The sequence below is a fragment of the Streptomyces sp. H51 genome (genome assembly GCF_035656535.1).
GTDB lineage: Bacteria > Actinomycetota > Actinomycetes > Streptomycetales > Streptomycetaceae > Streptomyces.
On sequence record NZ_JAYMHD010000050.1, the window covers coordinates 38,533 to 50,849 of the forward strand.

Annotated in this window: 12 protein-coding genes; 4 read left to right on the forward strand and 8 right to left on the reverse strand. The window is 70.0% G+C overall.

Annotated features, from left to right (window positions below):
• Positions 1-123: 123 nt before the first annotated feature.
• From VKA29_RS16195 to VKA29_RS16210, 4 genes are all read right to left on the reverse strand, one after another.
• Positions 124-813, reverse strand: coding sequence for a hypothetical protein (locus VKA29_RS16195; protein WP_324786324.1), 690 nt, complete (start codon positions 811-813; stop codon positions 124-126).
• A 117-nt stretch (positions 814-930) separates the two neighbouring features.
• Positions 931-2,628 carry a hypothetical protein gene (locus VKA29_RS16200; RefSeq protein ID WP_324786326.1) on the reverse strand — a complete coding sequence of 566 codons (1,698 nt, stop codon included), beginning with the start codon at positions 2,626-2,628 and terminating at the stop codon, positions 931-933.
• Between the two features lie 278 nt (positions 2,629-2,906).
• Positions 2,907-3,119 (reverse strand): hypothetical protein, encoded by a 213-nt coding sequence (locus tag VKA29_RS16205; RefSeq protein WP_324786327.1) that lies wholly within the window; start codon positions 3,117-3,119, stop codon positions 2,907-2,909.
• A gap of 410 nt (positions 3,120-3,529) precedes the next feature.
• Complete coding sequence (locus VKA29_RS16210) at positions 3,530-3,742, reverse strand: hypothetical protein (RefSeq protein ID WP_324786328.1); 213 nt, start codon at positions 3,740-3,742, stop codon at positions 3,530-3,532.
• Positions 3,743-4,646: 904 nt separating this feature from the next.
• Between VKA29_RS16210 and VKA29_RS16215 the strand changes: the two genes are divergently transcribed.
• The gene (locus VKA29_RS16215; protein ID WP_324786330.1) at positions 4,647-4,907 is read left to right on the forward strand and encodes a hypothetical protein; all 261 of its coding nucleotides are present in this window, start codon (positions 4,647-4,649) and stop codon (positions 4,905-4,907) included.
• A gap of 821 nt (positions 4,908-5,728) precedes the next feature.
• Here the strand turns inward: VKA29_RS16215 and VKA29_RS16220 are convergent.
• On the reverse strand, positions 5,729-7,096 hold the full coding sequence (locus VKA29_RS16220; protein ID WP_324786331.1) for a geranylgeranyl reductase family protein: 1,368 nt from the start codon (positions 7,094-7,096) through the stop codon (positions 5,729-5,731).
• Between VKA29_RS16220 and VKA29_RS16225 the strand changes: the two genes are divergently transcribed.
• Both VKA29_RS16225 and VKA29_RS16230 read left to right on the forward strand, forming a co-directional pair.
• Complete coding sequence (locus VKA29_RS16225) at positions 7,095-7,649, forward strand: GNAT family N-acetyltransferase (protein WP_324786332.1); 555 nt, start codon at positions 7,095-7,097, stop codon at positions 7,647-7,649. The genes VKA29_RS16220 and VKA29_RS16225 overlap by 2 nt on opposite strands.
• Positions 7,650-7,795: 146 nt before the next feature.
• A complete protein-coding gene (locus VKA29_RS16230) occupies positions 7,796-8,134 on the forward strand; it encodes a PASTA domain-containing protein (protein ID WP_324786333.1) in 339 nt (112 codons plus the stop codon).
• Between the two features lie 11 nt (positions 8,135-8,145).
• Here VKA29_RS16230 and VKA29_RS16235 read toward each other — a convergent pair whose 3' ends face one another.
• The gene (locus tag VKA29_RS16235; RefSeq protein ID WP_324786334.1) at positions 8,146-8,841 is read right to left on the reverse strand and encodes a demethylmenaquinone methyltransferase; all 696 of its coding nucleotides are present in this window, start codon (positions 8,839-8,841) and stop codon (positions 8,146-8,148) included.
• A 494-nt stretch (positions 8,842-9,335) separates the two neighbouring features.
• Between VKA29_RS16235 and VKA29_RS16240 the strand changes: the two genes are divergently transcribed.
• On the forward strand, positions 9,336-10,355 hold the full coding sequence (locus VKA29_RS16240) for a chitinase (RefSeq protein ID WP_324786336.1): 1,020 nt from the start codon (positions 9,336-9,338) through the stop codon (positions 10,353-10,355).
• A 270-nt stretch (positions 10,356-10,625) separates the two neighbouring features.
• On the opposite strand, the gene VKA29_RS16245 is transcribed toward VKA29_RS16240, so the two are convergent.
• The gene (locus VKA29_RS16245; protein WP_324786337.1) at positions 10,626-11,090 is read right to left on the reverse strand and encodes an imidazolonepropionase-like domain-containing protein; all 465 of its coding nucleotides are present in this window, start codon (positions 11,088-11,090) and stop codon (positions 10,626-10,628) included.
• A gap of 7 nt (positions 11,091-11,097) precedes the next feature.
• Complete coding sequence (gene mqnC / locus VKA29_RS16250) at positions 11,098-12,297, reverse strand: cyclic dehypoxanthinyl futalosine synthase (RefSeq protein ID WP_324786338.1); 1,200 nt, start codon at positions 12,295-12,297, stop codon at positions 11,098-11,100.
• Positions 12,298-12,317 lie beyond the last annotated feature (20 nt).

Sequence of the window (12,317 nt, forward strand, 5' to 3'; positions counted from 1 at the left end):
GTTCTCGGACGCGGTTTCTCGGGGACAGGGAGCGAGCGTCGGGTCGGGGCCGGCCGGTGCGGCCGGTTTCACGGCTGCCGGGGCGGTGCTGACAGGACTCCGCCCCGGCAGCCGCGTCTTCGGTCAGGCCACGTGGCGGTGCAGGGTGACCGTGGGGTTGAAGTCGGCCAGCGGGTCACCGCCCGCGGTGCGCGGAGCCGAGGCCACTTCGCGGTCGAGGATGGTCTTGACCTGCTGCGCCAACGCATCGGCGCGCCTCTGGACCTCGGAGATGGACAGATGCGACGCCCTCAGGGCGGCCACCTCACGGTGGATGTCGTCGAGCCGGCCGCGGGTGTCACTGCTGAGCGTGAGTTTCTGCGGAGTGGCGACGACGAACTGGTAGGCGCCGGAGAAGGTCTGGCAACTGTCGCAGTGGTAGTTGACCGCCCGGCTGATGTTCGTGGCGTTGATCAGCCGGGCGTTGCGGCCGGCCGTGGTGACGATCTGGTACGACAGGGCGACCGACCGGCACGGGTCGAGCGGGGAGCAGCCCGCCGACTCGGCCGTGGCCCGGTTGTTCGCCGTCACCGCGACCAGCGGCCCGAACTCGTGGACCTGGAAGGACTCGTCGAACTGGTCGACGTGTACGCGGTCGGCGTGCGTGCGGGCCATGTCCACGGCGGCGGACATGTTGCGAGACATGTACAGGTTGCCGGAGGTCGCGCTCGCCGTCGTGCTCGTCGCGGCCATGGCGATACCCGCGGTGGCCACCATGCTGATGCGGGCAGCCGCCTTCATGACGGAACTGTTGCGTGCTTTGCGGTGGGTCATTGTCCGTTCCTCTTCACAGAAACAGCGGGGGTGGGGTGGGGGGGGTGCGGGGGGAGGTGGGGGGTGGGCAGGGTTCGTGGGGGTGGACCCGAGTGAGCGGGGTCGATCCCGGTTCTTTCAGCGCGGCGCCGTGGAACCGGCGTCCGACGCGGGGGGCGAGGAGGCAGTCGGGGGAACGGAGCCGGTGGCCGACACCGACGGCGCGGCACTGGTCGCGGTCGGTGACGGGCTGCCGGCAGAAGGCTTGGGCGATGTCTTCACCGGTCCGGTCGTGTCCCCGCCCGCCGAGGCCGACGGCGTCCCGGTGGAGGCGGCTGAGGGGGAGTGCACCGTGGGAGATGACGTGGCGTCGGCAGCAGGACCGGGTCTCGTGGTACCGCGCGGCGCCGAGGAATCCTGTGCGGAAGGAGTGCCGGGCCGAGGCGTGTGCGCGGTGGAGGAGGTCGGGCGCTGGGTGGGAACACCGGGCTGCAGCGCGGGAGCCGCCGGCGGTGCGGGAGGAAGCGGCCGGGGGGTCTCCCCCTGCCACCACGCCCCGGCCAGAACCATGGCACCCGCCACCGCCACGGCGGCGATCAGCAGCCGCAGCGGGGTGTTGCCGTGGGTGGCGCGCACCGCGCTGCGAACGAGACGGCTGCCGAGCCGCACGGCCAGATAGGCCCCTCCGGCCATCGGGAAGACCAGCATCAGACTGCCGATCACGCCGACCGCACCCGCGCCGAAGTGACCGTCGCCGAACGCCGCGTAGGTGCCGGTGAGTTGGTCGGCCAGGGACCGCAGGCTCGTGGTGAGCAGGCGGGGCAGATTCCACAGGACGTAGCCGACCTCCGCCAACAGGAGCGGGATCATGGTGACGACCCAGACGGTGACGACGACCCGGGCGGAGCGTTTGAGGTCCGCGACCTCGGGATGCACCGGACGGCCCGGCACCATGCTGAGCAGGATCGGCTTGACCTTGCCGTACAGGTCCGGCACCCCTGCCAGGTCACCCAGGATGTAGTAGCCGTCCAGCCGCACCGCTGGCATCAGCTGCTCGAGGACCTCGAAATGCGCGAGATAGACCGCCGCGAGAAACAGGGGCTGCCCGGTCACCGTGTACGCGGCGGTGAGCACCAGCATGAAGATGACGTTGAAGTAGACACCGCCGAGACCGGTCCGCAGACGGCCGCCCCGCCCGATCCGGTAGACGTCCGTGACGTCCGTGTACATGGACGGCCAGATCAGGAAGATGCCGCAGCCGATCTTCCCGGGCGTGGCGCCGCTGTAACGGCACGCCGAGGCATGCCCGAACTCGTGGAAGACCAGCGAGGCCACGGTCAGGAAGAAGACGATCAGCATCCAGACCGGTTGTTCGAGAACACGCAGCACGGGCGACATCGCCCCGTGGATCGCGAACAGCCACACGTCCATGGCCAGCGTGGCGGCCAGCACCACCGCCACGACCAGCGGCCGGTGCAGCCACGCCAGTGCGGCCGCGATCCGCGCCACCTGCCGGTCACCGAAGATCACCCGGTGGCCCTTGAGCGCCAGCAGCAGGTCCGAACGCGGGCCGTCGGCCTCGTCGGAATCCGCATCCGCCGCGACCACCACACCCAGCGGAGTGAGCTTGTTCTCGACGAGATAGCACACGTTGCCGACGGTGACCTCCGCGCCGTAGCGGGCGCTGACGAAATGCGAGACGGCCTCCGCGTCACGGGTGCCGTCAATACCGCTCACCACCAGATACAGCAGCCGCGACAGCTGGATGACCTGGCCGTCGCCCCGGCGGACCAGGTACTTCGGCTCGGTGAACCCCGACCCCTTGTACTCGCCCATCCGTTCCAGACCACGGCTCAGCCGCAGGGCCGGGGGCGCGGCCGGGGACAGCCGGCCACCGCCGACCGCTCCCAGCCGCAGAGTACGTGTGTCCGGCGGCAGCAGAACCGTGGGGCTGTCACCCTCACCGGCCAAGACCCCGGCGGCGCCAGGCGGCTGACCCGGCAGACCGACAGCATCGACATCCTGATCACCGGCCACCGTCACACATTCCTCCCCCCGGGACGGGACCTGCCCGCCCCGGTGCAGTCACAGACAACCCGACGAAGCCCGGCCCACTACTGGCGGATGCACACCGATTGCGCCGCCTCGGACTGCGCCACCGCGAACGGCGAAACGTCGTTCGCCGCGAGCGACTCGTTGTGCGCGGCCACATCCACGGTCTTGGCCGTGACCCGGGTCATCCGGGTGAGACTGAACTTCAGCTTCCCCAGCGCCTCACGGCCGGGCAGCAGCTGCGCGGACTCTTCCTCAAGCTCGTCGAAGTTCACGAAAGCCCTCATTTCCTTGTCGACGACACGAACGGAGACCGCCTCGCCCGCAGGGCGACAACACCCTTCCCGGGCAGACGGACGCCTGCCGGGCCGGCGAGCACCGGCCCGGCAGGCAACTCGCCCCATACAGCACCACGGCACCACGGCAACCCAGATGTGACACCGACTGCGGTGCCCTCGAGCGGCACCGGCTGCGGTGCCCTAGATCGGCACCGGCTGCGACGCCGCCTACGACACCGGCTGCGGCATCCCGGATGCGGTCCTGACGACCGCGCCGACGGCGGCACCCGGCTCCGGCGCCGACAGCGACACCGAGCCCGATACCGTCTGGGGCAGGGGTGCCGCACCCGGTTGTGGTCCCGAGTGCGGCACCGGAAACGCGCTACCGGATGCGGTGTCCCAGATGCTTACTGGGAGATGCCGATGACCTGGGTGGCCTGGGACTGGGCGACCGCGAACGGCGAGAGCTGGTTGGCCGCCAGCGACTCGTTGTGCGCGTCCACGTAGGCGGCCTTGCGCGTGACGTTGGTGATCCTGGTGAGGTTGAACGAGAACTTCCCCAGCGCCTCACGGCCGGGCAGCAGCTGCGCGGACTCGCCCTCGAGCTGTTCGATGTTCACGAAGAACGCCTTTCTATTGCACCTAAGGAATGTGGAACCGATGGGCCCGGCCGGAGCCGGGTACGGTTGCGGTGGTCAACGGCCCTGCACCGTCCACCCGCACGCAGCCACCATCGATTCCGCTCCGGGGCGGGTGCCGGCTTTCCGTCGGCACCCGCCTGGAATGAACAGTCACCCGCGCGCCTGTCGAGTCAGGCCGCGCGGAAGCCGCCCACGGGCACCATCGGGCCGACGAACAGCCCGGCTTGCGCCCTTCCAGCACGGCACGGACACCAGAGCCCCCGCGGAATGCAGAGGCCGGCACCCACACCGTTGTCCGGAGCCTCCGAACATCTTGTCCGGAGGCTCCGGACACTAGCGGACGTCGCGACGCTACGCAAACCACCCAGGCAACTCTTTTAACCCCAAAAGAGATGTCGGATGAGAACACGGCCCAACACCTACCGAACGCCCCAGAACACGCAGCTCAGGTCAACGGAACCAGGCAGGGACAACACAGCCGGGACGGACAGGGCGGGTCGGCACAGGCCCGCGGCAGGCCATGCGGACGGGGCCGCCGACGCTGGGACGCGGAAGACGGGGCCGGCACTCGCTGCCGCCACCACGGCCCACACCGCGAAAGCCGTCCCGCAGCAAACAGAAAAACAAAACAAACATTCGCACGCCCGTGGTTCACGGATCCGCCGACACGGGCCCGAAGCGAGCAACAGGCCGCGCACAGACGCCTCTTCACCTGTCCCGGGCACGTTCCCGGACGCGCGTGCACGCCCGCCGCCCTTTCAAGAAGCCACGAGCACGGGATAATTCCGTCCGGGAGAGATGAAAGAGCGAAACTTTATGGCTATCCTCTCTTTCTGCCCGAGCCGAGCAGGTTGGATGCCAAGGTTTCGGGGGAGGGGTGCATGTGCTCGTCGTTCAGGGATCGTCCACCACAGCCGTCGTCCGGGGCACGACGGGAGAACCGGTGATCCTGCTCTCGGAAGAACTCCACGAGTGCAGTACCGCCTCGGCTCTGGCCGACGTGATGAACATGGCCTTGGCGGTTCTCGACAGGGAAGAGATGGCCGCTTTGCGCGGCTGCCTCACAGCCCTGCGCTGCGGTGAACAACTCAGCAGGCGGCGTATGGAAATCAACGGCTCGGTCCTGACAATCTACCGCCGCTGATTCCCTGCGGCGCGGCAGTGCCGAACGGCACCGCAGCCGCAGTCGGCCGCGTGGAACCGGCAGCACATCGCGTGCAGCGACCGCAGCGCGAAGCGGTGCGGTTCCACCGCACAAGTCGGCGCCGTCCGCCGTCACTGTCATGTGCCGGCGGACGGCGCCCTGTGCGGTCGCCGGACTATCCACGCCCCCGCCGGTCACAGGACCAGTGGTGGTGATGATGACGGTGGCGGCCCTTCACCCACTCGAGATGGCTGCTGCGGGAGCAGCCCCAGCCCGACTCGTTGCGATCGTGCCGCGAGCGGTGACTGTCGCACCGCTGCACCGACCGCACCACAATGTCTGCCCCCGTCGCCACGACGGGACCGCGGGCAGCGGCTCCGGGAACGGCCGCCGCCGACACGGACAAAGGCACGACCACCGCCCCCGCGGTCAGAACCGTGGTCACCACGGCCCGAACAATGCTTTTCACTGATCGATCCTCCTTCGAACCACAGGGAAACCCCTGCCGAGGAACGCGACATTACCCACGGAACGCGACATAACAATCACCGGAACGAGCGTCGGGACCGAGCGGTAATCAACGAGACCGCCTTGAATCAGCAGGTCACGCCCCCTGAGACGGATCCGCTGCACATACTCGGCCGCGACACGCAGATCAGAGAAAGCACTCAGCCGGTCGAAACCAGCCACTACTCGCCCACTCGAATGTCGGTTTCCGATTGGAAGTCACCCTCCACGAAAGAAACCGAAACGGTGATCCGTAATTGCCCCGCCTTTATCGGAGCGCCATATGACACTCCGTCGGAGTGCCGACTCTGTGATCAGGAACGCGGCGCCACCTTGCTCAGGCCGTTGATGATGCGGTCCATCGCGTCGCCGCCCGTGGGGTCGGTGAGGTTCGCCAGGAGCTTGAGGGTGAACTTCATCAGCAGCGGGTGGGTCAGGCCGCGCTGGGTGGCGATCTGCATGACCTTCGGGTTGCCGATGAGCTTCACGAAGGCGCGGCCGAGCGTGTAGTAGCCGCCGTAGGTGTCCTTGAGGACGCGCGGGTAGCGCTGGAGGGCGAGTTCACGCCCGCCGGACGTGGCCCGCGCGTGCGCCTGGACGATGACGTCGGCGGCGAGCTGGCCGGACTCCATGGCGTAGGCGATGCCCTCGCCGTTGAAGGGGTTGACCAGGCCGCCGGCGTCGCCGACCAGCAGCAGGCCCTTGGTGTAGTGCGGCTGGCGGTTGAAGGCCATCGGCAGGGCCGCGCCGCGGATCGGGCCGGTCATGTTCTCCGGCGTGTAGCCCCAGTCCTCCGGCATGGAGGCGCACCACGCCTTCAGCACCTCGCGCCAGTCCAGCTCCTTGAAGGAGTCGGAGGTGTTCAGCACGCCCAGGCCGACGTTGGACGTGCCGTCGCCCATGCCGAAGATCCAGCCGTAGCCGGGCAGCAGGCGGTCCTGGGGGCCGCGGCGGTCCCACAGCTCCAGCCACGACTCCAGGTAGTCGTCGTCGTGGCGCGGAGAGGTGAAGTAGGTGCGGACCGCGACGCCCATCGGGCGGTCCTCGCGGCGGTGCAGACCCATCGCCAGGGACAGGCGGCTGGAGTTGCCGTCGGCGGCGACCACGAGCGGGGCGTGGAAGGTGACCGGGCGCTTCTCCTCGCCCAGCTTGGCGTGCACGCCGGTGATGCGGCCGGTGCGGTCGTCGACGATCGGGGCGCCGACGTTGCAGCGTTCGTACAGCCGCGCTCCGGCCTTCTGCGCCTGCCGCGCCAGCTGCTCGTCGAAGTCGTCGCGCTTGCGCACCAGGCCGTAGTCGGGGAAGGAGGCGAGGTCGGGCCAGTCCAGCTGGAGCCGGACACCGCCGCCGATGATCCGCAGGCCCTTGTTGCGCAGCCAGCCGGCCTCCTCGGAGATGTCGATGCCCATCGCGACCAGCTGCTTGACCGCGCGCGGGGTGAGTCCGTCACCGCACACCTTCTCGCGCGGGAACTCGGTCTTCTCCAGCAGCAGGACGTCGAGTCCGGCCTTCGCCAGGTGGTACGCCGTCGTGGAACCGGCCGGACCCGCGCCCACGACGATCACATCGGCGGTGTTCTCGGAGAAGGGCTCGGAAACGGGCTCGGAGTGGGGCTCGGTCACGGCGGTCACGGCGGGATCTCCCCAAGTTCGAAAATCTGTGTGCCGAGGGGCACGGGACATGGGCAGTCTATTCAGCGGTATCGATCACCGGCTGAAGGGCTGCCCCGTGAACCATGCTCTGCCCGTCGTCAGGCTGCGCGTCCCCACCGACGAGGACGCCGTGGCCTGGCACCGGATCTTCGACGATCCGGACGTCATGGAGTTCCACGGCGGCAAGCCCGCCGAGTTGTCGGTCTACGAGGAGCTGACCGCCCGCCAGCGCCGGCACGACGCCGAACTGGGCTTCTGCCTGTGGACCATGCTCGACGCGTCCGGGCGGGTCATCGGCTTCACCGGCGCGCAGCCGTGGCCGCAGGAGTGGGGCCCCACGGGCGAGATCGAGATCGGGTGGCGGCTCGGGCGGGAGCACTGGGGCAAGGGATACGCGACCGCGGCCGCGCAGATGACGCTGGAGCGGCTGCGCGCGGCGGGCGTGCCCAGCGTGGTGGCGATGGTGCTGTCCGACAACAAGCGCTCGATCGCGGTGATCGAACGGCTCGGCATGCGCCTCGTCGAGGTCTTCACCACGCCCACCTCGCAGCGGGAGGGGCGCTGCTACCGGCTGGAGCTGTGACGCCGGTCCTCGGACCGGACCGCGGCCCACAGGCTTCGCTTTCGTCGCTCTGAGTGACCGATTGCCACGGATGAACACGCAGCGCTTCCGGGGGGCGCCCGGCCGGAGTTACCCTGCCAGTACCACTGGGGGTGACATCTGTGCACATGACGCCCGTAACACCCGAAGTGCGCGTGCCGCGGCTGGTCGGACTGATGGCCATGGACGCCCGCGAGACGGCAGCGGCGTGCGGCCTGCTCCTGCACGCCGCGGACCGGCCCGACTTCAACCGGACCCTCGTCGACCACGTCGTCCGGCAGTACCCGCCGCCGGGCGGCGCGGTGCCGCGGGACTCCGTGGTCTACATCTGGTTCGACTTCGGCCCGCAGGAGGGCGGCGGAGGCGCCGGGGTGCGCGAACCGCGCGTGCCGCGGCCGCCCGGGGGCGGACTGCAGCGCGAGCTCGACGAGCCGGGCGATCCGCACGCCGTCGTCAGCCCTGTCTGAATCCCCGGTGGTCAGCCCTGTTTGAATCCCCGGTGCAGGGTGACCACCCCGCCCGTGAGGTTGCGCCACGCCACCTTCGACCAGCCGGCCTTCTGCAGGTGCCCGGCCAGCACGGCCTGGTCGGGCCAGGCGCGGATGGACTCGGCGAGGTAGACGTAGGCGTCGGGGTTGGAGGAGACCGCGCGCGCCACCGGCGGCAGGGCGCGCATCAGGTACTCGGTGTAGACGGTGCGGAAGGGCGCCCAGGTCGGGTGTGAGAACTCGCAGATGACGACGCGCCCGCCGGGCCGGGTCACCCGGTGCATCTCGCGCAGGGCCGCGTCGAAGTCCCGTACGTTGCGCAGCCCGAAGGAGATCGTCACCGCGTCGAAGGTGTCGTCCCGGAACGGCAGTCCGGTGGCGTCGCCCGCCGTGAACGGCAGCCACGAGTGGTTCTTCTTGCCGACCCGGAGCATGCCCAGGGAGAAGTCGCACGGGACGACGTAGGCGCCGGTCCGCGCGAAGGGCAGCGATGACGTCCCGGTGCCGGCCGCCAGGTCCAGGACCTTCTGGGCGGGGCGCGCGTCGACCGCCTTGGCGACCTCCTTGCGCCACCGACGGTCCTGGCCGAGCGACAGGACGTCGTTCGTCAGGTCGTACCGTTCCGCCACGTTGTCGAACATCGAGGCGACTTCGTGCGGCTGCTTGTCCAGGGATGCGCGGGTCACGCGCCCATTGTTGCAGTACGCCGTCACGGCGGGGGCCGGGGCTTCCCGCGCGCCGCCACTCCCCCGCCCGGCCGCACGGCGGCACGAACAGGTCCAGCCGACACAGCCGTCCGGGGCCGGGGGCCGGGGCGGAGGCTTCTCCTCCTCCGCCCCGGCGTCGGTGGGAGCCGCGCCGGCCACCGGCTTCGGCCCGGGCGGGCTCCGGTACGGTCACCGGCTCGGTTCCGGTGCGGCTGCCGGGTACGCCACGTCCGTCACCGAGTACCCATGTTGCGGAGCGCAGACGTGGACCGGCTGATGACTCCGGACTCTGCCGTGATCCTGTCGGTGATCCGATGACGCTGACCGGCCAGGTGACCGATGGTCCTGTTCGCGGGAAACACGCGACATGTTCCATGGATTTCCCGCACGCGAGCCGCTCTCATACGTTTCCCTTTGGCATCAGGCCTGGTTACGACCCTGAGATGAAGATCACGAGAGCGGGTGCATGTCCCATGCGGAGTCTGCTGAAGCCGGCGGCCGGGTTCACTTGTCTGTTCGCCCTGGCCACGGCGGGTTGCTCCGCGGGCCCCGACGGCATCGCGGACTCGGCGCCCGGGCCGTCGGGTCGGGCGAGCGCCCCGGCCGCGGAGTCGGCCGACGGGTTCGCCCCGTACGTCGGTGCCACGGGATCCTCGGAGAACGACTCCGCCGGCTCCCCGGCGACCTACAACCTGGCGTTCGTGCTCTCCTCCGGCAGCGGCTGCGACCCGATGTGGAACGGCACGCAGGCCATCGGCGACCCGGCCGTGAAGACCCGGATCTCGCAGCTGAAGGCGAACGGCGCCGACGTCCGCGTCTCCTTCGGCGGAGCCGCCGGCAAGGAACTGGCCTCGGACTGCGACAGCGCCGCCGCGCTCGCCGGCGCCTACGGCGAGGCGCTGGACGCGGCGGGCACCTCGAAGGCCGACTTCGACGTCGAGGGCGGCCAGCTGTCCGACGCCGGCTCGATCGCCCTGCGTTCGCAGGCGATAGCGAAGCTGCAGCAGGACCGGCCCGGCCTGGAGGTCACCTTCACCCTGCCGGTCATGCCGTCCGGCCTGGACGACCGCGGCCTGGCGGTCCTGCGGTCCGCGAACGAGCACGACGTGCAGGTGTCCACGGTGAACCTGATGACCATGAACTACGGCGCGTCGTACACCGGCGACATGGGCGACTACGCCCTCGCCGCCGCCGAGGCCGCGCACGCGCAGCTGAAGGAGGTGTTCGAGCTGTCCGACGCGGCCGCCTGGCAGGGCATGGCGCTGACGTCGATGATCGGCGTCAACGACGTGGCCGGTGAGACGTTCACGCTCGCCGACGCGGCGCAGGTGCGATCGTTCGCGGAGGAGAAGAAGATCGCCTGGGTGTCGATGTGGTCGACGTTCCGGGACCAGCAGTGCCCGGGCGACGCTGCGGCGTCCGGCAAGGCGGCCACCGACTGCAGCGGCGTGAAGCAGAGTTCCGGCGCCTTCGGCAGGGCGTTCGCGGGCTGAGCGGGTCCGGTGGAAAACCCCTGCGGTCCGACAGCGCCCCGAAGGGCCGCGGGGAACTGCGCGACCAGCCACAACGGCACGGCAGACGACCGACCGGGCACGGCGCCGGCGCACCAGGCAACCCGCCCAGACCGTGACGAGACACGCCCCAATGTCGACGAAGACGGCGACGTCGACAGCGCCCCGAAGGGGCGCGGGGAACTGCGCGACCAGCCACAACGGCACGGCAGACGACCGACGGGGCACGGCGCCGCACCACCGACGGCACGCTCAGCGGCGCCGGTGCACCAGTCGGCCCGCGCAGACCGTGGCGAGGCACGCGCCGGTGTCGTCGAAGACGGCGAGGTCGGCGCGAGCCGCCGGCTCCAGGCGGGGAACCGGCGTCGGCGTCGGCGTCGCGGACAGTACGCGCACCTCGTTGCGCTCAGCCGCGGCCCGAAGTTCGGGCGAGGCGGCGTGCTGCTCCGTGACCGCCGTCGCGCCGAGTTTCAGCACCGCGTGAATGCGTTCGCGCGGGCTCGGGGCGTCCGGCAGCGGGCCCTCGTGGACGCGGGCCGGTCCGAGGAAGCCGGGCCAGCGCCGTACCCGCGCGTCCGGGTGACGTTCGCGGAGGACGGCGAACGGCCCCACCGCCTCGACGCGCGTGCCCGACACCAGGACGGCGCCGTCCTTGACGGGCTCGGAGCCCTCGTCCCAGCTGGGGCGGACCTCGTCCGCCGTGTGAATGGTCAGCACGGTTACGTCAGTTGGAGGCCAGGATCTTCAACTCGGGGTGCGCGGTGCCGCCCTCGATCGCCGTCGAGGAGATGTGCGAGACGACCCGCTCGTCGACCGGGTCGTTCGCCGGGTCGTCGTGCACGACGAGGTGCTCGTAGGTGGTGGACCGCTGGGCGGGGACGCGCCCGGCCTTGCGGATCAGGTCGATGATCTCCAGCCGGTTGGAGCGGTGCTTGGCGCCGGCCGAGGAGACGACGTTCTCCTCCAGCATGATCGAGCCGAGGTCGTCCGCGCCGTAGTGCAGCGACAGCTGCCCGACCTCCTTGCCCGTCGTCAGCCAAGAGCCCTGGATGTGCTGGACGTTGTCCAGGAAGAGCCGGGCGATGGCGATCATCCGCAGGTACTCGAAGATCGTGGCCTGCGTACGGCCCTTGAGGTGGTTGTTCTCGGGCTGGTAGGTGTACGGGATGAAGGCCCGGAAGCCCCCGGTGCGGTCCTGCACGTCCCGGATCATCCGCAGGTGCTCGATGCGCTCGGCGTTGGTCTCGCCGGTGCCCATCAGCATCGTCGACGTCGACTCCACGCCCAGCCGGTGCGCCGCCTCCATGATCTCCAGCCAGCGCTCGCCGCTCTCCTTCAGCGGGGCGATGGCCTTGCGCGGCCGCTCGGGCAGCAGTTCGGCCCCGGCGCCCGCGAAGGAGTCCAGGCCCGCCTCGTGGATACGGGTGATGGCCTCCTCCACCGAGACCCCGCTGATGCGGGCCATGTGCTCCACCTCGGAGGCGCCCAGGCTGTGGATGACCAGCTCCGGGAACTCCTTCTTGATGGCGGCGAAGTGCTTCTCGTAGTACTCGACGCCGTAGTCCGGGTGGTGGCCGCCCTGGAACATGATCTGCGTGCCGCCGAGTTCGACGGTCTCCGCGCACCGGCGCAGGATGTCGTCGAGGTCGCGCGTCCAGCCCTTCTCGGTGTCCTTGGGAGCGGCGTAGAAGGCGCAGAACCTGCACGCGGTGACGCACACGTTCGTGTAGTTGATGTTGCGCTCGATGATGTACGTCGCGATGTGCTCGATCCCGGCGTACTTGCGCCGGCGTACCGCGTCGGCGGCCGCGCCGAGCGCGTGCAGCGGGGCGTCCCGGTAGAGGGCGAGCGCCTCCTCGGGGGTGATCCGCCCACCGGCGGCGGCACGGTCGAGGACGGACTGAAGGTCGGCCTTCTCGGTCACCGGCGTCCCTTTCGCAGGAG